This is a genomic window from Pseudofulvimonas gallinarii (genome assembly GCF_004343305.1).
GTDB lineage: Bacteria > Pseudomonadota > Gammaproteobacteria > Xanthomonadales > UBA2363 > Pseudofulvimonas > Pseudofulvimonas gallinarii.
Genome location: NZ_SMAF01000011.1, coordinates 43,924 through 68,802, shown reverse-complemented (window position 1 = coordinate 68,802; position 24,879 = coordinate 43,924). Strand labels below are relative to the sequence as shown.

At 69.8% G+C, this 24,879-nt stretch carries 17 protein-coding genes; 3 read left to right on the top strand and 14 right to left on the bottom strand.

The annotated features are described in order from the left end of the window. Window positions 1-188: 188 nt before the first annotated feature. From dapE to EDC25_RS08885, 8 genes are all read right to left on the bottom strand, one after another. Window positions 189-1,331, bottom strand: a complete 1,143-nt coding sequence (gene dapE, locus EDC25_RS08920) for a succinyl-diaminopimelate desuccinylase (protein WP_123522954.1) — start codon at window positions 1,329-1,331, stop codon at window positions 189-191. After that, window positions 1,315-2,091 (bottom strand): SEL1-like repeat protein, encoded by a 777-nt coding sequence (locus EDC25_RS08915; RefSeq protein ID WP_123522953.1) that lies wholly within the window; start codon window positions 2,089-2,091, stop codon window positions 1,315-1,317. The genes dapE and EDC25_RS08915 overlap by 17 nt, the downstream gene beginning before the upstream one ends. An 11-nt stretch (window positions 2,092-2,102) precedes the next feature. Then, window positions 2,103-2,459 (bottom strand): Spx/MgsR family RNA polymerase-binding regulatory protein, encoded by a 357-nt coding sequence (locus EDC25_RS08910; protein ID WP_205985035.1) that lies wholly within the window; start codon window positions 2,457-2,459, stop codon window positions 2,103-2,105. A gap of 2 nt (window positions 2,460-2,461) precedes the next feature. Continuing rightward, complete coding sequence (dapD, locus tag EDC25_RS08905; protein ID WP_123522951.1) at window positions 2,462-3,316, bottom strand: 2,3,4,5-tetrahydropyridine-2,6-dicarboxylate N-succinyltransferase; 855 nt, start codon at window positions 3,314-3,316, stop codon at window positions 2,462-2,464. 137 nt (window positions 3,317-3,453) lie between these two features. Next, window positions 3,454-6,039, bottom strand: a complete 2,586-nt coding sequence (gene glnD, locus EDC25_RS08900; RefSeq protein WP_123522950.1) for a [protein-PII] uridylyltransferase — start codon at window positions 6,037-6,039, stop codon at window positions 3,454-3,456. A gap of 10 nt (window positions 6,040-6,049) precedes the next feature. Next, window positions 6,050-6,838: a type I methionyl aminopeptidase gene (map, locus tag EDC25_RS08895; RefSeq protein ID WP_123522949.1), complete on the bottom strand. Its 789-nt coding sequence runs from the start codon at window positions 6,836-6,838 to the stop codon at window positions 6,050-6,052. Between the two features lie 91 nt (window positions 6,839-6,929). Then, on the bottom strand, window positions 6,930-8,579 hold the full coding sequence (locus EDC25_RS08890; protein WP_123522948.1) for a tetratricopeptide repeat protein: 1,650 nt from the start codon (window positions 8,577-8,579) through the stop codon (window positions 6,930-6,932). 105 nt (window positions 8,580-8,684) lie between these two features. Next, entirely contained in the window at window positions 8,685-10,799 is a 2,115-nt protein-coding gene (locus EDC25_RS08885) for a RelA/SpoT family protein (protein ID WP_123522947.1), read from the bottom strand. Between the two features lie 60 nt (window positions 10,800-10,859). On the opposite strand from EDC25_RS08885, the gene EDC25_RS08880 reads away from it, so the two are divergent. Both EDC25_RS08880 and EDC25_RS08875 read left to right on the top strand, forming a co-directional pair. Continuing rightward, complete coding sequence (locus tag EDC25_RS08880; RefSeq protein WP_123522946.1) at window positions 10,860-11,342, top strand: hypothetical protein; 483 nt, start codon at window positions 10,860-10,862, stop codon at window positions 11,340-11,342. A gap of 233 nt (window positions 11,343-11,575) precedes the next feature. Next, entirely contained in the window at window positions 11,576-13,483 is a 1,908-nt protein-coding gene (locus EDC25_RS08875; protein ID WP_132577427.1) for a DUF6311 domain-containing protein, read from the top strand. Between the two features lie 152 nt (window positions 13,484-13,635). Here the strand turns inward: EDC25_RS08875 and hrpA are convergent, their stop codons facing one another. Next, the gene (gene hrpA, locus EDC25_RS08870) at window positions 13,636-17,544 is read right to left on the bottom strand and encodes an ATP-dependent RNA helicase HrpA (protein ID WP_132577426.1); all 3,909 of its coding nucleotides are present in this window, start codon (window positions 17,542-17,544) and stop codon (window positions 13,636-13,638) included. An 80-nt stretch (window positions 17,545-17,624) separates the two neighbouring features. Between hrpA and EDC25_RS08865 the strand changes: the two genes are divergently transcribed. Beyond that, on the top strand, window positions 17,625-18,143 hold the full coding sequence (locus EDC25_RS08865; protein ID WP_123522942.1) for a Dps family protein: 519 nt from the start codon (window positions 17,625-17,627) through the stop codon (window positions 18,141-18,143). Window positions 18,144-18,218: 75 nt separating this feature from the next. Here the strand turns inward: EDC25_RS08865 and rplS are convergent, their stop codons facing one another. The 5 genes from rplS to EDC25_RS08840 all read right to left on the bottom strand — a co-directional run bounded on the left by rplS (window position 18,219) and on the right by EDC25_RS08840 (window position 24,770). Continuing rightward, window positions 18,219-18,629 (bottom strand): 50S ribosomal protein L19, encoded by a 411-nt coding sequence (gene rplS, locus EDC25_RS08860; protein WP_123522957.1) that lies wholly within the window; start codon window positions 18,627-18,629, stop codon window positions 18,219-18,221. Window positions 18,630-18,785: 156 nt separating this feature from the next. Continuing rightward, a complete protein-coding gene (gene trmD / locus EDC25_RS08855) occupies window positions 18,786-19,532 on the bottom strand; it encodes a tRNA (guanosine(37)-N1)-methyltransferase TrmD (RefSeq protein WP_123522941.1) in 747 nt (248 codons plus the stop codon). Then, complete coding sequence (gene rimM, locus EDC25_RS08850; RefSeq protein ID WP_123522940.1) at window positions 19,532-20,041, bottom strand: ribosome maturation factor RimM; 510 nt, start codon at window positions 20,039-20,041, stop codon at window positions 19,532-19,534. Before rimM ends, trmD begins: the two co-directional genes overlap by 1 nt. Window positions 20,042-20,064: 23 nt before the next feature. Beyond that, on the bottom strand, window positions 20,065-20,325 hold the full coding sequence (rpsP, locus tag EDC25_RS08845; RefSeq protein WP_123522939.1) for a 30S ribosomal protein S16: 261 nt from the start codon (window positions 20,323-20,325) through the stop codon (window positions 20,065-20,067). 158 nt (window positions 20,326-20,483) lie between these two features. After that, window positions 20,484-24,770 carry a DEAD/DEAH box helicase gene (locus EDC25_RS08840; RefSeq protein ID WP_123522938.1) on the bottom strand — a complete coding sequence of 1,429 codons (4,287 nt, stop codon included), beginning with the start codon at window positions 24,768-24,770 and terminating at the stop codon, window positions 20,484-20,486. Window positions 24,771-24,879: the final 109 nt, after the last annotated feature.

Sequence of the window (24,879 nt, the reverse complement as noted above, 5' to 3'; positions counted from 1 at the left end):
CATCATTCGCCCTGTTTTCCAGTGCGAATCGGTATCCATTGGTCGAAGCGGCACGGCGAGCCGAGCCACGCTTGCGCTGGGTTGCGCGCGATTGCACTGGCTTGCGTGGATCGCGCCCCTTCAAGGACGGAATTGGCGGTTCCGTCCAGCACCCTCACCCTTTTCGATACCGCATCGTATGGACGGCGTCACCGCATCGGATCAACGAGACAGCGCCCGACCACGGCGGCATAGATGTCGACCAGCGTATGCAGTTCATCGACGGCCACATGCTCGTCGATCTTGTGGATGGAATGGTTGACCGGTCCGAGCTCCACCACTTCGGCGCCCAGCGGCGCGATGAAACGACCATCGGACGTGCCGCCACCGGTATCGAAATCCGGTTCCAGGCCACAGGCATCCAATACCGCCGTGCGCACTGCCGCGCGCAGCCGGCCATCGGGTGGCGACAGGAATGGTTCCCCGGATGCGTGCCAGTGCAGGTCGAACTGCAGGCCATGGCGTTGCAGGACGGCTTCGGTGCGCGCCTTGAGTTCCGCCGCGTTCGTCACCGTGCCATAGCGGAAGTTGAACACCACCGAACACTGGCCCGGAATGACATTGTTGGCACCGGTGCCGGCATGGATGTTGGAAACCTGGAATCCGGTCGGCGGAAAATCCGCGCTGCCCTCGTCCCAGCGCGTCGCGCACAATTCCGCCAGCGCAGGCGCCAGCTCGTGGATGGGGTTGCGCGCCAGATGCGGGTTGGCGACATGGCCCTGCACGCCGTGCACCGTGAGATAGCCTGAAAGCGAACCGCGCCGACCGACGCGACTGCGGTCCCCGAGGCGTTCGCGCGAGGACGGCTCACCCACCAGGCACCAGTCGATGCGCTGGCCGGTTTCCCGGAAACGCGCGGCTACCTGGCGCACGCCGTCGATCGCCTCGGCCTCCTCGTCACTGGTCAACAGCAGCGCGACCGTGCCCGGATGATCCGGATGAGCGGCGACGAAGCGTTCCAGTGCGATCACCATGGCGGCGACGCTGCCCTTCATGTCGGCGGCGCCCCGGCCGTAGAGCAGGCCGTTGCGGATGTCCGGTTCGAACGGGTGCGAACTCCACGCGTCGAGTGGCCCGGTCGGCACGACATCGGTGTGACCCAGCAGCGCCAGCACCGGCCCGCCGCTGCCGTGCGTCGCCCAGAGGTTCTCCACCTCGCCGAATGGAAAATGTTCGATGGCGAACCCTGCGGCTGCCAGCCGCTGCGCGATCAGCGCCTGGCAGCCGGCATCTTCCGGCGACACGCTGGCGCGACGGATGAGCTCGCAGCTCAGCTCAACGACGGGTTCCATCATGTTCCGTTCCCGTGTCCGTTTCGTCGTCGGCAATGAAGGACTGGATCGGCAGCACGTCGATGATGCCTCGCCGGCTCATCTGGTCCCAGATCTCGTCCTGCCAGTCCCAGTACTGGTCCGGATTCCAGTAGCGCGTATCGTGGAACTCCGAGCCATCCATCCAGCCGTCGGCGCCGGGCGCATGTTTGTTCCACACCTTCAGATAGCCGACATGGCCGGTGCGGCTGCCGGTCACGCCCGTGCGCTGGGCCCGCTGCATCGCCTGGGCCTGCCGCCGCTTGGCCACGCGGTCGCCATATTCGGCATAGATCGCCCGGCCCTCGACCAGCGCGCGATCACGCTCTTCCGCCGTCAGCGCCTCCCAGTAGCGCTCGCGATGCGCGATGAACTGCACGCGTCCGCGTTCCGCCGCCAGGTCCATCCACGCATAGGCCAGCGCGCGATCCTTGCCGACGCCGTTACCTTCCCAGAACATCTCGGCGATCATCGCCTGCGAGGGCTTGTCGGCGAAGCGCGCGGCGCGCAGGAAATGGCCGAACGCGGCCGCGGGAAAGCCATCGCGCAGCGCTCGCACGCCCAGCAGGCGCCAGCGCATGTCCGGATGGCCCTCCAGGAACGTGCTGCTCTGCAGGACGATTTCATCGACCTGGTCGGCAGCACTGGATTCGGTGGAATCCTGTGCCCGGGCCAGTGTCGGCACGATGAGTGACAAGGAGACGGACCACAGCAGGACCGTCAGGAAATGGCGTGGCGGCATGATGCGGGGCCTTACGATGCAGCGGCGAATGTATCGGCGTAAACGGCCGGCTTGAAACCCGCCACCACCCGACCATCGGGCAACACCAGCAACGGGCGGCGGACAAGGGCGGGATGGGCGGCGACCAGCAGCAGCCACTGCTCATCGCCCTGCGGCGATTTTTCCGCGTCGGTCAGCCCGCGCCACGTCGTGCTGGCCCGGTTGACGAGTTTTTCCCAGCCCAGCTGGCGCGCGTAAGCGAGCACATCGCGGGCGGGGATCGGCTGGTCGCGATAGTCGACGAACCGGTGGGCGATGCCCTGCGCCTCCAGCCACGCACGCGCCTTCCTGCAGGTATCGCAGCGGGCCAGGCCGTAAACGGTGACCATGCTCACGCCTCCTCCGCCGCCTGCCGCAGCAGGTCGTTGAGGCTGGTCTTGGCGCGCGTCTGCGCATCGACGCGCTTGACGATGACGGCGCAATTCAGGCTGTAGCGGCCGTCGGCGGATGGCAGGCTGCCCGGCACCACGACGCTGCCGGCGGGCACGCGACCGTAATGCACTTCACCCGTGGCGCGATCGTAGATGCGCGTGCTGCGACCGAGGAACACGCCCATGCCGATGACGCTGCCACGCTCGACGACCACGCCTTCGACGACTTCCGAACGCGCGCCGATGAAACAGTCGTCCTCGATGATGGTCGGCGTCGCCTGCAGCGGTTCGAGCACGCCGCCGATCCCGGCGCCGCCGGACAGATGGACGTTGGCGCCGACCTGCGCGCAGGAACCGACGGTAGCCCAGGTATCCACCATGGTGCCGGGACCGATATGCGCGCCGATGTTGACGAAGCTCGGCATCAGCACGACATCGCGCCCGACATGGGCACCGCGACGGACGATGGCGCCCGGCACCACGCGCGCGCCGGCTTCGCGATAGGAGGCTTCGGGACTGAAGCCTGTGAAGCGCAGCGGTACCTTGTCGAAGCCGCCGATCAGGCCGCAGCGATCGCTCGGCATCATTTCCATCGGGCGCAGGCGGAAATAGAGCAGGACCGCCTTCTTGACCCAGTCATTGACGCGCCAGCCGCCCTGGCCGTGCGGCCCGGCGACGCGCAGCGTGCCCGCTTCCAGCGCATCCAGCACGGCTTCGACGGCATCGCCGCAGCGATGGCCGACCTCTGCCGGAGATAGGGACGTGATGTCGGCGAATGCCGATTCGATGGTGGACTGCAAAGCCGGGAGATCCATGCTGCTCAAGTCGCCAGAGGGGGAATGGAGGGCAGGCGAGTTTAGCCCGGCGCGCGGATCCGATCCTTGCCACGCGTTCAGCCTTGCGCCGGCGCTGCCGGGCCGGTGACGGAAACCACCGCGACCGCGGCGGCGGCTCAGCGCTCGGAAAGACGGTTGCGCAGGGCTTCGTCCACGCGCGCCTGCGAAGCCTCGTCCAGCGGCCGGTTCTGCTCGTCACTGAGCAGGAAGAAGTCCTCGGCGCGTTCGCCGAAGGTCGCGATGCGCGCGCCATGCACGCGCACGCGCTGTTCGCGCAGCACCTGCGCGATCAGGGCCAGCAGGCCGGGACGATCGGAACAGACCAGCGACATGCTGGTGCGGTCAGCCGAAGGCACCGGCGCGAAATCGATCTGGGGCGAGATCTGGAAATGGCGCTGGCCACGGCTGAGGCTGCGCTTTACCGGACCCAGGCGCAGCGGCCGCTGCCGCAGCGCATAGCGCAGGCTGCGGACGATCTCCTCGTCGCGCTCGGGCCCGGCCTCGCGACGGCTGCGTTCCAGCGCCCGGAACGTGTCGAGGCTGAGGCCTTTGGCCGAGGTCATGATGCGCGCTTCGACGACGTCCAGGTCGAGGCGGTCCAGCGCGGCGGTGATCGCGGCGAACAGGCCGTCCACGTCCGGGCTGTGCACGAAGATCTCGCGCGCACCGCGTTCGCCGACGCTGCGCGCGGCGACGACCGGCAGGCTGTCCGGCCGTGCGTTCGCGACCTGGCTGGTCAGCCAGGCCACCAGGCTGGCGCGATAACGCAGGAAGCTCACCGGCGGGAAATCGGCCCAGATGGCCTCGGCCCGCGCAGCATCGATGCCCTGCTCCGCCAGCAGTTCCAGCGCCGCGTTGCGGCACTGTGCGATGCGCTCGTCGGCGTGGATCGGATGTTCCAGCCCGCGCCGCAGCGCCAGTCGCGCGGCGGCGTGCAGGTCGGCGACCAGCCGTGCCTTCCAGGTGTTCCACAGGCCGGGCGCGGTGCCGGCGATGTCGGCCATGGTCAGCAGGTACAGCATGTCCAGGCGCTGGCGGTCGGCGACGGCGGCGGCAAAACGATTGATCACCGCCGGATCGGTGATGTCCGACTTCTGCGCGGTGATCGAGAGCAGGAGGTGCTGCTGGACCAGCCAGGCGACAAGGTCGCTGTCGACGGCGCCGAGACCGTGCTCGCGGCAGAACGCGGCGGCATCCCCTGCACCCAGCTCGGAATGGTCGCCGCCGCGGCCCTTGGCGATGTCGTGGAACAGCGCCGCCAGATACAGCAGGTCGGGACGGTCGAGGCTGTCGAACACGTCCGACGCCTGCGGGAACTCCGGCGCCTCGCCGGCGGCCATGCGATCGATGTTGCGGATGACGTTGAGCGTGTGCTGGTCAACGGTATAGGCGTGGAACAGGTCGTACTGCATTCGCCCGGCGACGCGGGCGAATGCCGGCAGGTAGGCGCCGAGCACGCCGTGCAGGTGCATGCGCGACAGCGTCTCGGCCACGCGCGGGCCGCGCAGGATGTCCAGGAATACGCTGCGCGCGTTTTCATCTTCGGCCAGGCCGGCACCGCGCGCTGACACCGCCTGGTCCAGTGCGGCGGCCGTCGCCGCGCCCAGTTCGCGCAATTCCGGATGGCGCTGCCAGCAGGCGAACAGCCGCAACGGCGACGCCGGATCGTCCTGCAGCTGCCGGATGTCGGCAAAGGACAGGCGGTCTTCGCAGGCGATGAATCCCGGCTCGACTTCGCGGCCGAGGGCATCGCTGCCCGGCCTTTCGCGCCAGCGCGCCGAGAAACGCGCCAGCACCCGGCGCACCGCCAGGGCGGCGCGGAAGTAGGTCTGCATCATCTGTTCGACGGCACGGTTGTCGCGATGCTGGTCGCGGAAACCGAGCATCTGCGCCAGCGTCGGCTGGTGGTCGAAGAGCAGGCGCTCCTCGACGCGGCCGGCCACCAGGTGCAGTCCCATGCGCAGGCGCCCGAGGGTGTCGCGCGCCTGTTCCAGCTGCTGCCATTCGCGGCCCCGGACCAGCCCGGCGGCAATCCAGTCCGACGGCTCGGCGCTGCCGGTCACGCGGCGGGCGATCCAGGCGATGGTCTGGATGTCGCGCAGTCCGCCCGGACCTTCCTTGAGGTTGGGTTCGAGGTTGTAGCTGGTGTCGCCATAGCGGGCATGGCGCGTGACCAGCTCGTCAAGCTTGGCCTGGGCGTAATCGTCGGGTGGCCACGCCACGTCGGTCGCGACCGCAGCCGCCAGATGCCCGGCTGCGGCGCTGTTGCCGGCCAACTGGCGCGCTTCCATCAGCGCGGTGCAGACGGTGATGTCGGCGGCGGCCTGCGTGCATTGGGCGGCGGTGCGAACCGAATGGCCGGGCCGCAGGCCGACATCCCAGAGGGCCGACACGAACTGCTCGATCGCCTGGCGTTCACGCACGCCCGGCTCGGCGGCGCAGAGCACCAGCACGTCCAGATCGGATTGCGGAAACAGTTCGCCGCGGCCATAGCCGCCGACGGCGAACAGCGCCAGCGCGGCGTGCTCGCCGGCCAGTGCCTGCCAGAGTTCGCGCAGGCTGGCGTCGAAATGGTGCGTGCGCAGCACCAGCAGTTCCGCGACCGGCACGCCGCCACGGAACGCGGCGTCCTCCTGTGCGGCCAGCGCCGCGATACCGGCGCGCAGCCGCTCGATCAGGGATCCGGCGGCTGCGGCATCCATGGCGCGTCGATCAGAGCTGCTCGCCGGGCGGCAGCGTCAGGACGTCGAAGCCGTCCTCGGTCACGGCAATGGTGTGTTCCCACTGCGCCGACAGTGAGCGGTCGCGCGTCACCACGGTCCAGTTGTCCGGCAGAAGGCGGGTCTGCCGCTTGCCGGCATTGATCATCGGCTCGATGGTGAAGGTCATGCCCGGCTGCAGCTCCAGGCCGGTGCCCGGCTGGCCGTAATGCAGGACCTGGGGTTCCTCGTGGTAGATGCGGCCGATGCCGTGGCCGCAATACTCGCGCACCACCGAGAAGCGTTCGGCCTCGGCGTAGCTCTGGATGGCGTGGCCGATGTCGCCCAGGCGTGCACCCGGACGCACCTGGCGGATGCCGCGCACCATCGCCTCGTAGGTCACCTCGACCAGTCGCCGCGCCAGCACCGGGGGTTCACCGACGAAATACATTCGACTGGTGTCGCCGTGCCAGCCGTCCTTGATGACGGTGACGTCGATGTTGACGATGTCGCCGGCCTTGAGCACCTTGGTCTGGCTCGGAATGCCGTGGCAGACCACGTTGTTGACCGAGGTGCAGATGGTCTTCGGGAAAGGGATGCGACCACCGCCGCCACCATAGCCGACGTTCGCCGGAATCGCCTGCTGCACGTTCACGATGTGCTCGTAGCAGAAGCGGTCCAGTTCCTCGGTGGTGACACCGGGCTTGACCAGGGGCTCGACCAGGCGCAGCACCTCGGCGGCCAGGCGGCCGGCCTCGCGCATGCCTTCGATCTCTTCGCGGGATTTCAGGGTGATGGGCATGAACAGGACAACGGGAATGAGGTGCGCATTCTAGCAGAGCGACCTGTATGGCCTTTTGCCGGCGACCGTCTTCCGTCGACCCGCCCCCGCGTCACGAGGACGGTTGTATGCGAACCGCCAGCTGCTGCACGCCTGGATGTTCGGGCATCACGGCGCGCGCCTTTTCCAGTGCGGCACGGGCGTCGGCGACCGCGCCTTCGCGCAGCGCATCGGCGCCGCGCTCCAGCCAGGCACCGGCCACCATGCGCCGCAGTTCCGACAGGCCCGGCTGCATCGGCGCCATCGCCTGCAGCGCATCCAGCGCATGGCCGGCCTGATCCAGCTGGCCCAGTTCGACGTGGTGGACCACCAGCGTCTGCGCGCGGCGAGGCAGCGCGGCCGCGGCCTGTCGCGCCGGGTCGAACATCGGATCGATCGAAAGGGCGTGCCGGTAGAGGTCGTAGGCGCTTTCCCCGGCCGGTTCAACCAGTTCGCCACGCGATTCGGCAGCGCGCGCCCGCGCCATGATGTCTTCGAGCTGCCTCTTCTGCGCCGGATCCAGGTCCGGCCGCGCCAGCACCGCGGTCAGGCGTTCCTCGGTGGCAGCAAGCTGTCGCTGCAGGCGTTCGAGCATCTGCGGATCCGCTTCGGCGCGCACGGCCAGGTCCAGCGCGGCACGCGCCGCCTCGACGTTGCTGTCCGACAGCGCGGCACGCGCGCGCTCCAGGGCGGCACGCGACGCCAGGTCCAGGCCGTCGATAGCGTCGGGATGGTCGGGCCGTGCATCGAGGACGCGGCGGTAACCGGCGACGGCCGCTTCCAGGCGGCGCTCGCGAAGCGCCTGGTCGGCATTTTCGAGCTGCGTGGCCAGGTCCAGGTCGGCCCGGGCGCGTGCCGCGGCCGCGTCGGCCGCCTGCTGCGCGCTGGTTTCGTCGCGCCGGCTGGCGGCCTCGGCACGCGCCTGGCGCAGCGCCGGCAGCGCGGCGTGCAGTGGCTGCTCGGCGGCCAGCGACTGGATCATGTCGTCGGCACTGCTGAGGTTGCCGGCGACGATTTCCTTGCCGGCCTCGTCAGCCAGGACCTGCAGCGACTGTTCGACACCGGCCCGTGCGACGGCATTGCCGGGATCCAGCGCCAGCATGCGCTTGTAGGCGACCAGGGCACCGTTGTCGCCGCGGATGCGCCGACGGGCGAGCGCGGCCTCGGCGCGTGCGAGCAGGTCGGACAGCTCGCGCCCCGACAGCTTCATCGCGTCCAGGCGCTTGCGCAGGCCGGCGACGTGCTCGCCCGCCTCGCCCAGCCCCGCCAGCACCTGGATGAGCGCCTCGGCCTTGTCGTTCTCGCCGGCATCCAGTGCCGCATCGGCATCGCGACGCAATTGCCCGATGACGCGCTGCAGTCCCAGCCGGGCGACGTCATTGTCGGGATCGACGCCCTGGACCTGCCGGTACAGCGCCAGCGCGGCGCCGTCGCCGCCATGCCAGCGACCTTCCGCTTCGGCGCGCGCGGCGGCGTTGAGGAGATCACGCGTTTCCGAACCGGAAAAATGTCCGCGCAGGCCGTCGCCGAACCCGTAGAAGGCGGCGCCGGCGACGGCCACGAGCAGCAGTGCGACCAGCGGCCAGGAAGGGCCGCTGCGCGGATTTCCCGCTGGACGCCGCGTGCGCTCCGGCGCGTCCACATGCGGGCGCGGCGCATCCGGATCGATGTCGTCGATCTGTCCCAGGCCCGGTTCGGGCCGGTCACGTCCATTCATGCTCATGGGCGCCTTGTGTGACCCGCAGCATAGTATTGAGTTCCGCTTCCTTCCACATGAATACCGGCGCACCTGGCGATGCAGGTGGCGCCGGCGCGGTGCCGCCGGCGCTCAGGCGACACGCCTTGCCTCGCGGACGTTGGCCACATTGCCGAGGCGGGCGAGCAGCGCCCCGAGCTGTTCAACGTCACGCACGCGCGCGACGCAGCGCATCTCGGCTTCGCCGCGGACGTCGTCGACCTGGGTGGTCAGCGACAGCACGCTGATCGACATGCCGGCGAATACCGCGGTGACGTCCTTGAGCAGGCCGGCGCGGTCGTAGGCACGGATCAACAGGTCGACCTCGAACTGGCCGGTGCTGCGGCTGCCCCAGGACACCGGCATGACGCGTTCGGGATGCCTGCCGGCGCTGCGTGCGAAACTGCGGCAGTCGTGGCGGTGGACGCTGACGCCGCGTCCGAGCGTGATGTAGCCGATGATGGCGTCGCCCGGCAGCGGCTGGCAGCAGCGTCCGAAGGTCAGCAGCAGGTTGCCGACGCCCTCGATGGTCACGGCCTCGCCGCTGGGCGCCCGCGACCGCGCAACCGGCGCCGGTGCCGACGCCGGCTGTTCGGCGGCGCGACTGGCCGCCTCGGCCTCGTGCAGCGCACGCGCCACCTGGGCCGGCGAGATCTCGCCCAGGGCGATGGCGACATGCAGTTCCTCGATCCTGCGCAGGTGCCAGCGCGGCAGCACCGGTTCAAGCGGCCGGTCGTGCAGGTTCAACCGCTTCAGTTCACGGTCGAGAACGGCCGCGCCTTCGCGCAGGTTGATGTCGAGGTCGAGGCGACGGAACCAGGCCCGCACCTTGTCGCGGGCGCGTCCGGTGTTGAGGAAGCCGGCCTGTGCATTGAGCCAGTCGCGCCGCGGCGCCGACTCCTTGGCCGTCATGATCTCGATGCGGTCGCCGGACTGGGGCTGGTAGGTCAGGGGAACGATGCGGCCGTTGACCTTGGCGCCGCGGCAGCGGTGACCCACCTCCGTATGCACGTGGTAGGCGAAATCCAGCACGGTCGCGCCGGCGGCGAGATCGACCACTTCGCCGCGCGGTGTCAGCACATAGACGCGGTCGTCGGCGGTATCGGTGCGGAAGCCCTCGTAGAGGCCGGTGTCATCCTCGCCGCCCTCGCGGTTCTCCAACAGCGAGCGCATCCAGGCCACCTTGCGTTCGAAGGCGGCATCGCCCTGACCGCCGCCTTCCTTGTACTTCCAGTGCGCGGCGACGCCCAGCTCGGCGTGCGCATGCATGTCGTGGCTGCGGATCTGCACTTCCAGCGTCTTGCCTTCCGGGCCGATCACGGCGGTGTGCAGCGACTGGTAGTTGTTGCCCTTGGGACGGGCGATGTAGTCGTCGAATTCCTGCGGGATGGGCGTCCACAGGCTGTGCACCACGCCCAGGGCGGCGTAGCAGGCGGCGACGTCCGCAACCAGCACGCGCACCGCGCGCACGTCGTACAGGTCCTCGAATTCGTGCCCCTTGCGCGACATCTTCTTCCAGATGCTGAAGATGTGCTTGGGCCGGCCGCTGACTTCGGCGGCGATGTTGTGCTCGAGCAGCGCCTGCGCGAGTTTCTGGCGGGCGACCTGGATGTAGCGCTCGCGATCGCTTCGGCGTTCGTCCACCAGCCGCGCGATGCGGCGGTAGGTCTCGGGATTCAGGAACCGGAACGCGCGATCCTCCAGCTCCCACTTCAGCTGCCAGATACCCAGGCGGTTGGCCAGCGGCGCCAGGATGTCGGCCGAACGACGCGCCAGCTCGCGCTGCTGCGCTTTCGGCAAGCGGTCGGCGTGGCGCAGCTGCACCAGCTGCTCGGCCAGCAGCACGAAGACCACGCGCAGGTCGCGGATGATCGCAAGCAGCAGCCGCCGAAGCCCTTCGGCATTGCCGGCTGCCGGCCGGTCGGCGTGCAGGCGCCAGATGCGTGCGGCCTCGGCCAGGCCTTCGCGCAGGCGTTCGGCGCCGGGCTGCGCCTGAAGCGCATCCGGCCAGCAGTCCAGCACCTGCGCGACCGCCGCGGCACGGGTGGCGGCATCGACCTGCAGCATGTCCAGCACCGACAGGATTTCCTCGAGGTCGGCACGGAGGCTGGCCGGTCCGGCAAGCGCGGCGGCCGGCACCCAGTGCGGAATGCCCGCGCTGTCCGGCGGCGTCGTTGCGGGCCTGCTGCTGAGGGCATGGGAGGTCATCGCGGCATTCTAGCCCTGCGGCTACAATCGCCGTATCCCGTCCAGACCGAGGTCCACCGCATGTCACTGACCAAGTTCGCCGCCACCCTGTTCCTCACCCTCGGGGCAACGGTCGCCGGCGCCGCCGGGTTCTCTTCGCTGGAGGAACGCATGAACGGGCAGGAATTCGCGGGCGCCGGCCTGGAAAAACTGTCGCCGGACGAACTGGCGCGACTGAACGAGTGGCTGCGCGCCCACTGGCCCAGCCAGGTCGCGGCCACCCCATATCCTGCCACCGCCGACACCCGTGGCCTGACCGAGCTGAACGCATCGCGCGATGCGATCGTCAGCACGCTGCAGGGCGAGTTCACCGGCTGGAGCAGCCGCTCGGTGTTCGAACTGGAGAACGGCATGGTGTGGGAGCCCGCCGGCGGTTCCATCACGCCTCTCAGCACGCGCCCGATCCAGAACCCCACGGTCATCATCGAACCCGGCATGCTCGGGACCTGGCTGCTGCGGATCGAGGGCTACAACGCCAAGATGCGGGTCAAGCGCGTCCGCTGAGGCCCTTCACCGTGCCGGCGGATATCCAGCTGCCCGCGCGTTGATTCCCGCGAATCATCCGCCCGCTGCAAAGTCGCCGGCGGCGCGGGAACGGTGCCGCGCTGCGAGGCGCCAGCGCCGGTCGCAGGGCGGCGCGGCAAGTCCCATTGAAGTACAGATGTGGCCAAGGGCGTAAGGTGCGGAACCTGTACGCCCGCCCACAGCCCGCCTGACGGATCGACCCGGACCCGACAATGACTGCAGCCATCAGGGCCGCGGCGGCCCTTGCCCGGTGGATGCCGGCGCTGATGTTCCTCGCCTTCGCCCTGGCGTTCACCGCCTACTGCCTGGCGTTCGTGCTCGCGCTGGCGCAACGCTTCCCGGCTTCGGCGGCCGCCCTGCATGTCGATGCCTGGGCGATTGCCGCGCTGGGCACCGCCCTGGCGCTGCTCGCGCCGCTGGCCCGCCGCGACGCGCCACCCTCGGCCGGCATCCTTGCCGGGGCGCTGGTCGGCGCCCTGCTCTACCTGCGCACCTTCGGGTGGGCCTGGCTGGATCCGACCGCGATCGACTGGCTGCTGCAGGGTGACCTGGCGCAGCACTACACCGGCTGGGCTTTTTTCCGCCAGGAGCCCTGGCAGTCGCCACCGGGGACAATCGCGACGCTGCGCTATCCGGTCGGCACGTCGGTGTTCTTCACCGACGCGCATCCGCTGCTTGCACTGTTGCTGAAGCCCTTCGCGGGATGGCTGCCGCAGCCTTTCCAGTACATTGGCCTGACCTACCTGATGAGCTGGACGCTGATGGGCGCAAGTGCGGCGGCCGTTGCGCGCCTGGCGGTGCCGTCCGGACCGGCATCGGACGGACGTGACGCCCTGCTGGTACCGGCGCTGGTCGCGTTGATGGCGGTGCTGTCGCCGGTGATGGTGATGCGCATCGGCCACGACACGCTGACGGCGCAGTGGCTGGTCGTCGCCGCGACCGGATTGGCGATCTGGCGCGCCCAGCGGCTGGCGGAGAGCGACGCAGGCGAACCGCGCGCCCGGCTGGCCTGGTGCGTCCTGGCGGGCGTCGCCAGCCTTACGCACCTGTATCTGCTGGCCATGGTGCTGGCCGTGTTCGCCGCCGACCGCCTGCAGGGCCTGCTGGTTGCCCGCTCGTTGCGATGGCGCGCCACGGTGTCCGACTCGGCGAGCGTGCTCGCTACCTGCATCCCGCTGCTCTGGCTGGCTGGCGCCTTCACCGTTCCGCGCGATCAGACGCTCGACGCGGGCAATGCCGGCCGCTGGTCGGCAGACCTCACCTCGCTGGTCGATACCCACGGCGTCTCGAACCTGGCGGCATGGCTGCCGGGATGGCGGATGACGCGACCGGAGCAGTGGGAGGGCTGGGCCTACCTGGGTGCCGGTGCGCTGCTCGCGACAGCGCTGGCCGTCGTGGTGCTCGTCCTCCGGCGCGACGCCCGCCGCGTCCTGCAGCGGAGCAGCACGCTGTGGCTGGCAGCGCTGGGCATGTTCCTGTTCGCGCTCAGTCCGCTGGTGACGGCGGCCGGCAGCACGCTCGCCGAATTCGAATCGCTGCGCGGCATCTCGCTGTACTCGCTGTTCCGTTCCTGCGGACGCTTCGTGTGGCCGCTGCATTACCTGCTGCTGCTTGTATCACTGCTGGTGCTGGCCCGTGCGGGCCGTCTTTTCGCGGTGCCGTTGCTCGTTTTCGTCTGCCTGCTGCAGGTGTACGACCTGCGCCTTCACGACAGCTTCGGGCAACGTCGCGTCCAGGCGCCGAAGATCGAGCATGCGCCCTGGACCGACCCGCGCTGGACGGTCCTGGCGGAAGGGCGCCGCCATCTGGAACTGGTCAGCGGCGACGGTTGCGGCCGGCAGGCGGCGCCCTGGCTGCCGGCGACGCACCTGGCACTTCGCCATGGCATGACCGTCAACAGCGGTTACGTCGCGCGCATGGATCGCTCGCGCTGGGAGCGCTACTGCGTGTTGCAGCGGGAATTGCTGGAGTCCGGCGCCCGCCGCGCCGATACGCTGTACCTGTTGCACGCCGAATACCTGGACGCGTTCCGCGCCGCCTCGTCGCCCGCGGTGCGCTGCGAGACGATCAGCGGCCAGCACGCCTGCGTGGTCGATGTCGGCTCGCTGCCGCAGGGATAGATGGACGTTCACAGGCGCGAACGGCCTGTCGACTACGAGGGCGGCGGGCATGTTTTCGCCGGGGACAAGGTCGCAGCCGGCAGGCACGGCGCCATCCTGGCAACGGCGGCGGTCATCCGGCCGCTGCCGCGGACGCCGAACGCAACGAGGACCTACCTGCCGCGTTCGAGCGCATGCAGGCGTTTTTCGACGCGCTTGTCCGACACCGGCTCGCGTGTGCCCAGCTCCTGCGCGAACAGCGACACGCGCAGTTCCTCCAGCAGCCAGCGCAAGGCGTCGCGTTCGGCCGCCGTTTCCCGGCTTTCCGGCAGCGCCGCCAGGCGGCGCTCGAAGTTCTGCACGACCAGCATCCGTTCCTGGTCCCGGCGCGGATCGGCCTGCAGCCGTTGCGCGCGTAGCGACATCGCCTTCAGGTAACGGGGATAATCCTCCAGCCGGGCATCGGGAACGTCGCGACCCAGCGTCGGCGGAAACAGGCGCGCCAGTTGCGCGCGCAGGTCGTCGAAATTCGCCGCGGCGAAACCGACCAGCGGCGGCGCCAGGGCCGGCGCCGTCGCCGACAGGCCCTGCAGGGCCGACTGCACGCGCAACGCCCGCGCATGCGCGGCACGACCCAGCTGTTGTCCCAGTCCGGCGGCGATCGACTCGAACGCCGGCCGATCACGCACGGCCAGCATGTCGGGCGTCAGCAGTGATGCCAGGGCATGCTCGACGATATCGCCGCGCAAGGCGTCCAGTGAGCCGGTCGTGGTCCAGGCGAACTGTGCCTTGGCATCCAGCGACAACTGCCGCGCGACACGACGTACGGTATCGGCCAGGCGCAGGCGCAACAGGCGCCGGATGCCATCGGCATGTTCCCGCGCGGCCGCATCGGCGGTTTCCAGCACGGCCAGGTCGACGTGGTCGCCCCGATCGACGAAAGCCGGGAAGGCGCGCAGGCCGGCGCTGTTCTCGATGAAGGCGGGAACGACTTCCGGTTCGAATCGCGTCAGCCCTGTGCGCGCCAGCCCGCCAGCCGCCGCCTCGGCGAAGGCTTCGCGGGCCCGCTGGCCATGGATGCGTTGCAGCGCCGCCAGGTCGCGTCCGGTGGCGAGTTCGCGACCGTCGGCATCGAGCAGGCGGATGCGCATCACCAGGTGTCGCGGCAACTCGGCCGCAGCGAAATCGGCAACGCCGACCTCGACGCCCGACACGCGCCTGAGACAGGCCGCCAGCGCATCGGTGAGCGGCGCATCCCGCGGCGGCTCGGCTTCGGCAAAGGCGCGTGCAAAATCCGGCGCCGGCACGAAGTTGCGCCGCAAGGGTTTCGGCAGTGCGCGGATCAGTTCCGCCACCCTCAGCGGCAGCAGCCCGGGCACCAGCCATTCCAGGCGAGACGCCGGCAGCGCGTTGAGCCATGTCAGCGGTACCGTCAGTGTGACGCCATCGGCTTCATGGCCGGGCTCGAACAGGTAGTCGAGGTCGAACCGATGCCCGGCCAGTTCGATCTGCTTGGGGAAATCGGCACGGCGGTCATCGGCGACCAGTACGTCATCGAGGTTCCAGAACAGCGTCCGCCGCACCGGTTTGTCCAGCGAGCGGTACCAGCTGTCGAGGTCGCGGACACTGTTGATGGCCTCGGGCACGCGGCCTTCGAAGAACTGCGCGCGCCGGTCGGCGTCGGCGACCAGTCCTTGGCGACGCTGCATGGCTTCCTGCTCGCGCGCCTGTTCCAGCACTTTGGCGTTGGCGTGCACGAAGTCGCTGCGCGAGTTCATGTCGCACTCGGCCAGGCCATCGCGCAGGAAGATCGCGCGCGCACCCGCGGCGTCGGTGCGTGCGAAATCGACCCGTCGGCGCGCGTGGATCACCAGTCCGAGCAGCGTCGCCTGCTCGTGCGCGAGCACACGGCCGCGATCCCGGTCCCAGAACGGATCGGAGACCGTGCGCTTGAGCAGGTGGCCGGACTGGTCGTAGAGCCAGTCCGGTTCGATGCGCGCATTGACGTGCGCATAGGCGCGCGCGGTCTGGATCACCGACAGGCTCAGCAGCCAGGGCGGCTGCGCCTTGACCAGCGCGCTGCCGGGGAAGATCGCGAACCCGCGCGTGCGCGTGCCGTCGTAGAGGCCTTTCTCGCCCTTGCGGGCGACGCTGGTCGGCAGGCCGGCGAGCACGGCGCGGTGGATCGCCTCGTAGTCCGCGGCCTTGTCAGGGATGGCCCAGCCGGCCTCGCCCACCAGTCCCAGCAGTTGCCGGTGCAGCTCGCGCCATTCGCGCATGCGCATGAAGTTGAGGAAACGTTCCTCGCACCAGGCGCGCAGGCGGCTGGAACCGAGGTCGGCATGGGCGATGTCGTAAGCCTGCCAGAGCTTCCAGGCGCCGAGGAAGTCCGAGCGGTTGTCGGCGAATTCGGCGTGGCGGCTGTCGGCGTACTGGCGCTGTTCGGCCGGACGCTCGCGCGGATCCTGGATGCCGAGGAAGGCGACGATGGCCAGCAGTTCGCGAAGGGAGCCCAGGCGTTCGGCCTCGACCAGCATTCGCGACAGCTGCACGTCGATGGGAAACCGGGCCATTGCACGACCGGTCGGCGTCAGACGCCGCGCCGGGTCGATGGCCTTGAGTTCCAGCAGCTGCTGCAGGCCTTCCTTGACCGCGCGTTCGGTCGGCGGATCGACGAACGGAAACGCCTCGATGTCGCCCAGGCCCAGCGCCAGCATGCGCAGGATGACGTTGGCCAGCGAGCTGCGCAGGATTTCCGGATCGGCGAATTCCGGCCGCGCATTGAAGTCGGCCTCGTCGTAGAGCCGGTAGCACACGCCCGGACCGACACGACCACAGCGGCCGGCGCGCTGCTCGGCATTGGCGCGCGCGACCGGCTCGATCTCCAGGCGCTGCACCTTGCTGCGCGGACTGTAACGGCTGATGCGCGCGGTGCCGGCGTCGATGACATAGCGGATGCGCGGCACCGTCAGCGAGGTTTCCGCGACGTTGGTGGCGAGCACGATGCGTCGCCCGGTGCCGGGATGGAAGACACGGTCCTGGTCCTTGGCCGACAGCCTTGCGTACAGCGGCAGCACCTCGGTGTGGCGCAGGCGCTGTTCGCCAAGGACGCGATGCGCCTCGCGGATTTCGCGCTCACCGGGCAGGAAGACCAGGATGTCGCCTTGCGGATCCTCGCGACTGATCTCGGCCACGGTTTCCAGCAGCGCCTGGTTGAGCTGGCGGTCGTCGCGCGCGCGCCCGGACAGGGGCCGGTAACGACGCTCCACCGGATAGGTGCGACCGGGCACCTCGACCACCGGCGCGCCGTCGAAGAACGCCGAGAAGCGGGCGGTGTCGATCGTGGCCGAGGTGACGATGACCTTGAGGTCGTCGCGGCGCGCCAGCAGGCGTTTCAGCAGGCCGAGCAGGAAGTCGATGTTGAGGCTGCGCTCGTGTGCCTCGTCAACGATGAGGGTGTCGTATTCCGACAGCCAGGGATCGCCTTGCGCCTGCGCCAGCAGGATGCCGTCGGTCATGAACTTGATCGCCGCCTGCTCGCCGACGCGGTCGTCGAAGCGCACCTGGTAGCCAACCAGCTCGCCCAGTGGCGTACCCAGCTCCTCGGCGACGCGGCGGGCGACGCTGCGTGCGGCGATGCGGCGCGGCTGCGTGCAGCCGATCAGCCCGCTGGCACCGCGGCCGGCCGCCAGCGCCAGCTTGGGCAGCTGCGTCGTCTTGCCGGAGCCGGTTTCACCGGCGACCACGACGACGCGGTGCGTGCGCAGCAGTTCGACGATGCGCCCGCCTTCGGCATGGATCGGCAGGCTGTCGTCGAAGCGTGGCGCCGGCAGCCGCGCGCGACGCAGTCGAACCGCTTCGGTCGATTGCGCCACCAGCTGATCGAACTGCGAGCGCAGCCCCTCGACCTGGGCGTCAGGCGCCTGCCGCATGCGCGCGCGCAGGCGGATCAGGCGGCCCCGGTCGCCCGATCGCACGGTGTCGGCAGCGGGCAGCGCCGGCACCTTGCGCCCCGGGCGACGCGCGCGTCCGCCGTTATCGCTTCGCGGCGACGCTTTTCCATTAGGATCGGTGAATGACATCGAAACGTTCAGGTCTCGGGCCACTCGGGGCCGCGTTAGCCTAGGCGTCTCATCAACGCCCACAGATTGAGGAGTGCATCATGGCATCGAGCAAGTCGAAGACGAAGAAAACGGCAGCCGCCAGCGCGGAACCCAGGATCGACATCGGCATTCCCGAGCGCAAGCGCAAGGAAATCGCCAGCCGCCTGGCTGCCCTGCTTGCCGACAACTACACGCTGTACCTCAAGACCCACGCCTTCCACTGGAACATCACCGGACCGATGTTCAACTCGCTGCACGTGATGTTCGAGACGCAGTACAACGAGCTGTGGCTCGCCAACGACGAGATCGCCGAGCGCATCCGCGCCCTGGGCGTGTTCGCGCCGGGTTCGGGCGCGCAATTCGCGCAGCTGTCGTCGATCCGCGAGGAGACCGGCGTCCCGGGCTGGGAGGAGATGGTCCGCCAGCTGGTGGACGGCCACGAAGCGGCGGCGCGTACCGCCCGCGAGGCCTTCCGTACCGCCGACGACGCCGACGACCAGCCTACCGCCGACCTGGCGACCCAGCGCATGCAGGCGCACGAGAAGACCGCCTGGATGCTGCGCTCGCTGCTGGCCTGAGCGGGCCGGGAGCCGCAAAGCAGGAAGGCCGCCCGAGGGCGGCCTTCTTCATGCCTGCGAGCCGGGAAACCCGCCTCAGTCGGCCTTGGCCTTGCGCGCTTCCTTCTTGGCGGCATCGCGCTTGGCGGCATCCTTGGCGGCAGCAGCCAGGTCTTCCTGGATACGGGCAGCCTTGCCTTCCAGACCACGCAGGAAGTACAGCTTGGCGCCACGCACCTTGCCGCGACGCTTGATCTCGACCGAGTCGATCGCCGGGCTGTGGCTCTGGAACACGCGCTCGACGCCGGTGCCGTGCGACATCTTGCGCACGGTGAAAGCGGAATTCAGGCCACGGTTGCGCTTGGCAATGACCACGCCCTCATAGGCCTGGACACGCTCGCGGTTGCCTTCCTTCACCTTGACGTTGACGACGATGGTGTCGCCGGGGGAAAACTCCGGCAGTTGGCGCGCCATCTGCTCGGCTTCGAATTGCTGGATCAGGTTCATGGCGGTCACCAGAAACGGTTTGGACGACTAAAGACGCGGAATTATGCCAGACCCTTCGGGGCCGCACAAGGCCGCATTCCACGGAACTCGATGCAAGCGGCGCCGGGAGCCCGCACCTGCGGCATTCCCTGCCCCGTGGCGACCCGGCAATGCCGGTCAGGCGCGCGACCGGTAGGTGTCGATGAACTGCGCCAGCAGCGCGCGATCCTCGCGCCCCAGCTCGACATGGGCCAGCAGGTCGGGCCGGCGCAGCCAGGTCCGGCCCAGCGACTGTTGCCGTCGCCAGCGCGCGATGGCGGCGTGGTCGCCACAAAGCAGCGGCGCCGGCACGTCGCCCAGCTCGTGGCGCTCCGGCCGGGTCCAGTGCCCGCAGTCGAGCAGCCCGTCGCCGAACGAATCCTGGCGCGCCGAATCGGCGTCGCCCAGCGCACCGTCCAGCAGCCGGCCGATCGCGTCGATCAGGATGCACGCCGGCAACTCGCCACCGGACAGCACGTAGTCGCCGACCGACAACTCCTCGTCCACCTCGGCCTGCAGCAGGCGTTCGTCGATGGCCTCGTAGCGGCCGCAGAGCAGGATCAGCCGCGGTTCGCGCGCCAGCCGCTCGACGCCGGCCTGGTCCAGCCGCCGCCCCTGCGGGCTGAGGTGGACCACCCGCGCCACGCCGGGCGCGGCCGCGCGCGCCGCCGAGATCGCCGCGCGCAGGGGCTCGATCAGCATCACCATGCCCGGCCCGCCGCCGTAGGGGCGGTCATCGACGGTGCGGTGGCGGTCGCTGGTGTGGTCGCGCGGATTCCACCCGGCCACCTGCAGCAGCCCGCGGTCGCGGGCACGGCCGACGACGCCGAAACTGCTGGCGCTGTCGATGAATTCGGGAAACAGGCTGACGACGTCGATGCGCATCAGAAATCGGCATCCCAGTCGACGGTCATGCGACCGCCGGCCAGGTCGATCTCGCGGACGTGGCTGCCCTGCACGAAGGGAATCAGGCGTTCGCAGTCGCCGCCGCGCACGACCAGGACGTCGTTGGCGCCGGTGGCGAACAGGTGGTCCACCACGCCCAGGTCGATGCCTTCGAGGTTGACCACGGCCAGCCCCTCCAGATCGACCCAGTAGTACTCGCCGGCGGGTGGCGTCGGCAGCTGGTCGCGACGGACCCAGATTTCCGCACCGATCAGCGCCGAAGCCGCATCGCGGTCCTCAACGCCGTCCAGCTGCACCGCCAGCCGCGGCTCGCGCACCAGCGCACGCGCGCGCCGGACCGTTTCCGCGCCGGCGTGGCGCAGGGTCCAGGGCTGGTAATCGAGAATCTGCCCGCGCGGCTCGGTGAAGGACTCAACCTTCAGGCCACCGCGGACGCCGTGGACACCGGCCACGCGACCGAGCAGTACGCGACGGTCGCGGCGATCCATGGCGGTAAACGTGCCGGACGGCCTCAGGCCGCGGCGGCAGTCTGCTTGCGGGCCCGCTTGACCAGGTCGCGCACCTTGTCGGTCATCTGCGCGCCGACGCCGACCCAGTGGTCGACACGGGCCAGGTTCACTTCCAGCGGACGCTCCTGACCGGCGGCGATCGGGTTGTAGAAACCGACGCGCTCGATGTTGCGGCCGTCACGGGCGCTGCGCTGGTCGGTAACGACGATGTGGTAGAACGGACGCGCCTTGGCGCCACCGCGGGAAAGACGGATCTTGACCATGATCGGAACTCTGGGGTGGATTGAAGCGCCCGGGGCGCAACGGAACGCGGCATTCTAGTACAAGCCGCGGCGACTTGCAGCAAGCCCGGGCGTCCGGATCAGGTGAGTCCCGATTCCCAGCGGCGGCCGGCCGCCATGACCCGGCGCGCCGTCTCCACTCAGGCGGTGCGCCGGAGCAGCGCGTTGTGCCAGGACCAGGTGGTGGCGGGATCGGCGGCCTGCAGCGGCCGGACCTGGCTGCCGGACAGTGCGGCGACCGGGATGCCGTCGGCGAGCAGGATGCGGTTGCGGGCCGTGGCGGGCAGTTTCGATCCGCCGACCAGGATGCCGAGCAGGTTGAGCGGATCGGCGGCGCTGAGCGCCAGCTGACCGGCTTCGGCACTGGCCTGGCGCAGCGCGGCCGCGGCCTCGGGCAGCGCGAACTGCTCGCCGGCGAAACCGTCGACGAAGCGGCCGCCCTGCACTTCCTCGCGTGCCTCCATGCGCCGGTAGACGTAATGGAGTTCACGCCACGGCGGCAGGCAGCTTTCACGCGCCAGCAACGCACGGAAGACGACGCCGTAGCGACGCAGCAGCACGCGCGCGATGTGCTCGACGGCTGGATCGGCCAGCCCCCCGGCCGACATCGCCGGCGCAGGCCGCGGCGGTGGAACCAGCGCCCAGCGCCCGGCCTGGCCGACATCGAGTGCACGACCGCGGCGGTGCAGCCGGTCGCGCACGGCAGCAGGCGCGACCAGCGTGCGCAGCCCGGCGAAGCTGTCGCAGGCCACGCAGCCGCCTGCCACCAGTTCCGCCAGCGCGGCCTCGAGTTCCGTCGCGATCAGGCCGCAGGCGTGCTGCAGGTCATCGAGGAACAGTGCGCCATGGCTGCGCAGCACATCGGCGACGCGCCGTGCCTTGCCGGACATCTCCGGCATCGGGGCGTTCCCGATACCGGCCTGCGCGCGCCACTGCGGCAGGCCACCCCGCGAGGCCAGCATGATCGGCGTGCTGCGGATCGGCGATGCGCCGCGACCGGCGCGTGACGCCTCGCCGTTCACCGGCCGCCACCAGGCGACCTGGCCGCTGCTGCACAGGCGATCCAGCAGCGCCGGCTGGTAGTCGCGCAGGCGCGCCGGCAACAGGTCCCGCTCCCAGGCGACAGCCGGCGCGACCCATCCTTCGAGCTGACCGATCACCGCCAGCAGGCCGCCTTCGCCCTGGCGCCGTTGCTCGACGCCACCGGCGTGGTCGAGGCCATGCCAGTGCAGCAGGAAGCGCATGAACTGCGCTGGCGGCACCGCCTGCACACGGGCGCGGCGCTGCTGGCGACACAGGCGATGGATGCGCGCCAGCAGGCGGCGGTCGCACCACTGCTCGCCGTCGATGGCGGGATCGAAACGACCGCGCATCGCGCCGCCCTCGCCTTCCAGACGTGCCAGCGCGGCTTCCACGGGCGGCAGCGGCAGTTCAAGCGTCCCCGCCAGTTCCGCGGCGGTGGTTGGACCGAGCAGTTCGAGGCGGCCGCGGACCAGTTCCAGCAGCGCCGCATCGGGCGCTTCGACCAGCTGCGTGGCGGCGAACGGCGGCAAGGCCAGCGCCATCGCCGGCACGGCGGCGGCAAAGGCGGCGCTGCGCTCGGTGGCGACCAGGCATTGCGCGTGGTTGCCGCTGGCCAGTACCGCGCGTCCGGCTGCCAGCAGCACGTCGCGCCACTGTTCGCCCAGGCGACGCACTTCCTCCGCGGTGAGGAAGCCATGCACCATCAGCGCGTCGTGGAGCTCATCGGCATCCCGCACCACGGGCCAGGCCTCGTCGCGCACCTGCGCGGTCGCCGCCGGGTCCAGGCGCGCCAGCACTTCGCCATTGCCGATTTCATGCAGCCGCGGCTGGCTGACGGCACGCGTGCGCCGCTCCTCGGCCTCGCCGTCATCGAGGAAGGCGTAGGGCCGCGCGTTGAGGATGGCGCCCGCCAGCGGCGACGGTGCGGTGAGATCCGCGCACACAACCCGGATCGCCCCCGTCGACAACCCTTCGACCAGGCGAAGGAAACCATCGACGTCCATGGTGTCATGCAGGCAGTCGTGCAACGACTGCGCGACCAGCGGATGGTCGGGCACTTCGCGCGGCCCACTGAGGTTCTCCAGGCACGCCACCTGGTCGGGGAACACCACGGTCAGCAGGTCCTCGGCGTCGCTGCGCTGGAACTGCGGCGGCACCCGGCGTCCGCCGTTCATGCGCCGGATCGCCAGCGCCACCGAAGCCACCCAGCGGAAGCGCGTCGGGAACATCGGCACGTCGAGCAGCGCCTGCACCAGCACGTCGCGCGCACTGGACGGGTGCAGGTATCGCGACACCTCGTCAAGCGGGAAGCTGTGCGTCGGCCCCAGCGACAGGATGATGCTGTCCTCCAGCGCCGACGCCTGCAGCTCGAAGTTGAACGTGCGGCAGAAGCGCTTGCGCAGCGCCAGCCCCCAGGCCTTGTTGATGCGTGAACCGAACGGCGAATGGATGACCAGGTGGGCGTCGCCCACTTCGTCGAAGAAGCGCTCGAACACCACCGTCCCGCGCGTCGGCAGTACGCCCAGCGCACCCAGCGCCGCGCCGAGGAACGCGCGCAACTGCTGCCACGCGGTCGCCGGCACGCCGGCCACTTCGGGATCGCGCTCGTCGCCCTCGCGCAGGCGCGCCTCCATGTCGGCGAACAGGCGCGACACCGCCTGCGAGAGTTCGTCGCTGCGACCCAGCGCCTCGCCAAGCCAGAACGGCAGCGTCGGCGGCTGCCCATGGGCATCCTCGACCAGCACCTTCCCGGTCTCGACCTTGGTGATGCGATAGGCGGTATTGCCGAGCTGGAAGATGTCGCCCGGCAGGCTTTCGAAGGCGAAGTCCTCGTTGAGCGAGCCGATGCGCTGGCCTTCCGGCAGCAGGATCACGTCGCTGTCGAACTGGTCGGGAATCACGCCGGCATTGGTGACCGCGGTCAGCGCGGCGCCGCGACGCGGCCGCAGTCGGCGATTGACGGCGTCGTGGTGCAGATAGGCACCGCGGCGACCGCGGCGCGTCGTGTAGCCCTCGGCGAGCATCGCGACCACGGCGTCGAACTGCGCGCGCTGCAGGTTCCGGTATGGCCACGCCCGCCGTACCAGGTCGAACAGCGCGTCCTCGTCCCATTCGCCACAACCGACCTCGGCAAGGGCCTGCTGGCTGAGCACGTCCAGCGGCGCGCCGATGTCGCGGTTGCGGTCCAGCTCGCCGCGCTGCACGGCGTCGAGCAGCGCCACCGACTCGACCAGGTCGTCCATGGTGAGCGGGAACAGCCGGCCCTTGGACACGGCGCCGACGGCGTGGCCGGCACGCCCGACGCGCTGCAGGAAAGCCGAGATCCAGCGCGGCGAGCCAAGCTGGCAGACCAGGTCGACATCACCGATGTCGATGCCCAGTTCCAGCGACGAGGTCGCGACCAGCGCCTTCAACTGCCCGGCCTTCAGGCGCTGCTCGGCCTGCAGGCGGTGTTCCCTGGCCAGCGATCCGTGATGCGCGGTGACATGCTCGTCACCCAGGCGCTCGGCCAGGTGCCGGGCCACGCGTTCGGCGATGCGGCGCTGGTTGACGAAGATCAGGGTGGTGCGATGCGCCTGCGCCAGTGCGGCGAGGCGGTCGTAGATTTCCGTCCAGACCTCCGCGCTCATCACCGCATCCAGCGCCGAGCCGGGCATTTCCAGGGCAAGGTCGCGGTCGCGGCGATGGCCGGCATTGACGATATGGCAATCGACTTCGTGGGCCGGCGCACCACGCAGGTAATCGGCCACTTCGGCGATGGGCGTGACGGTCGCCGACAGGCCGATGCGCGCCGGCCGCCTCGTTCCCAGCGCGGCCAGCCGTTCCAGCGACAGCATCAGGTGCGCACCGCGCTTGCTGCCGGCCAGCGCGTGCAGTTCATCGACGATCACGGTACGCACGTCGCCAAGCATGGCGCGGCCGGACGTGCTGGTGAGCAGGATGAACAGCGACTCCGGCGTGGTGACCAGCACATGCGGTGGCAGCCGGCGCATCAGGGCGCGCTCGCTCGCGCTGGTATCACCGGTGCGCACCGCGGTGCGGATGCCGACATCCGCGCAACCCAGTTCGAACAGCGCGTCGCGAATGCCGTTCAGCGGTGCCTGCAGGTTCTTCTCGATGTCGTTGGACAACGCCTTCAGCGGCGACACGTAGAGCACCTGCACCGTGTCGGGCAATGGCGCGCGTTCACCGCGCGTGACCAGTTCGTCCAGCGCGACCAGGAAGGCGGACAGGGTCTTGCCCGAACCGGTCGGCGCCGACACGAGCACGTCGGCACCGGTGCGCGCCTGCGCCCAGGCCTGCGCCTGCGTTGTCGTCGCGCCCTGCGGAAAGGCGCGGCGGAACCAGCGCGCCACCGCCGGATGGAAACCGGCGAGGTCGTCGAAGTCGGGAAGTGCGTTCATGTCGAAGCGATCATGGTAACGCCGCGTCTCAACCTGCGAGACGCGGCGTCCACCGTCGCCGAGGACGCATTCAGCCCTGAAGGGCGAGCCGGCCGCGGCGTGCAGCCGG

Excerpts from the sequence above, each read along its gene's own strand:
- dapE (WP_123522954.1), bottom strand. The coding sequence starts at position 1,331 with ATGGAACCCGTCGTTGAGCTGAGCTGCGAGCTCATCCGTCGCGCCAGC.
- EDC25_RS08915 (WP_123522953.1), bottom strand. The coding sequence starts at position 2,091 with ATGCCGCCACGCCATTTCCTGACGGTCCTGCTGTGGTCCGTCTCCTTG.
- EDC25_RS08910 (WP_205985035.1), bottom strand. The coding sequence starts at position 2,459 with ATGGTCACCGTTTACGGCCTGGCCCGCTGCGATACCTGCAGGAAGGCG.
- dapD (WP_123522951.1), bottom strand. The coding sequence starts at position 3,316 with ATGGATCTCCCGGCTTTGCAGTCCACCATCGAATCGGCATTCGCCGAC.
- glnD (WP_123522950.1), bottom strand. The coding sequence starts at position 6,039 with ATGGATGCCGCAGCCGCCGGATCCCTGATCGAGCGGCTGCGCGCCGGT.
- map (WP_123522949.1), bottom strand. The coding sequence starts at position 6,838 with ATGCCCATCACCCTGAAATCCCGCGAAGAGATCGAAGGCATGCGCGAG.
- EDC25_RS08890 (WP_123522948.1), bottom strand. The coding sequence starts at position 8,579 with ATGAGCATGAATGGACGTGACCGGCCCGAACCGGGCCTGGGACAGATC.
- EDC25_RS08885 (WP_123522947.1), bottom strand. The coding sequence starts at position 10,799 with ATGACCTCCCATGCCCTCAGCAGCAGGCCCGCAACGACGCCGCCGGAC.
- EDC25_RS08880 (WP_123522946.1), top strand. The coding sequence starts at position 10,860 with ATGTCACTGACCAAGTTCGCCGCCACCCTGTTCCTCACCCTCGGGGCA.
- EDC25_RS08875 (WP_132577427.1), top strand. The coding sequence starts at position 11,576 with ATGACTGCAGCCATCAGGGCCGCGGCGGCCCTTGCCCGGTGGATGCCG.
- hrpA (WP_132577426.1), bottom strand. The coding sequence starts at position 17,544 with ATGTCATTCACCGATCCTAATGGAAAAGCGTCGCCGCGAAGCGATAAC.
- EDC25_RS08865 (WP_123522942.1), top strand. The coding sequence starts at position 17,625 with ATGGCATCGAGCAAGTCGAAGACGAAGAAAACGGCAGCCGCCAGCGCG.
- rplS (WP_123522957.1), bottom strand. The coding sequence starts at position 18,629 with ATGAACCTGATCCAGCAATTCGAAGCCGAGCAGATGGCGCGCCAACTG.
- trmD (WP_123522941.1), bottom strand. The coding sequence starts at position 19,532 with ATGCGCATCGACGTCGTCAGCCTGTTTCCCGAATTCATCGACAGCGCC.
- rimM (WP_123522940.1), bottom strand. The coding sequence starts at position 20,041 with ATGGATCGCCGCGACCGTCGCGTACTGCTCGGTCGCGTGGCCGGTGTC.
- rpsP (WP_123522939.1), bottom strand. The coding sequence starts at position 20,325 with ATGGTCAAGATCCGTCTTTCCCGCGGTGGCGCCAAGGCGCGTCCGTTC.
- EDC25_RS08840 (WP_123522938.1), bottom strand. The coding sequence starts at position 24,770 with ATGAACGCACTTCCCGACTTCGACGACCTCGCCGGTTTCCATCCGGCG.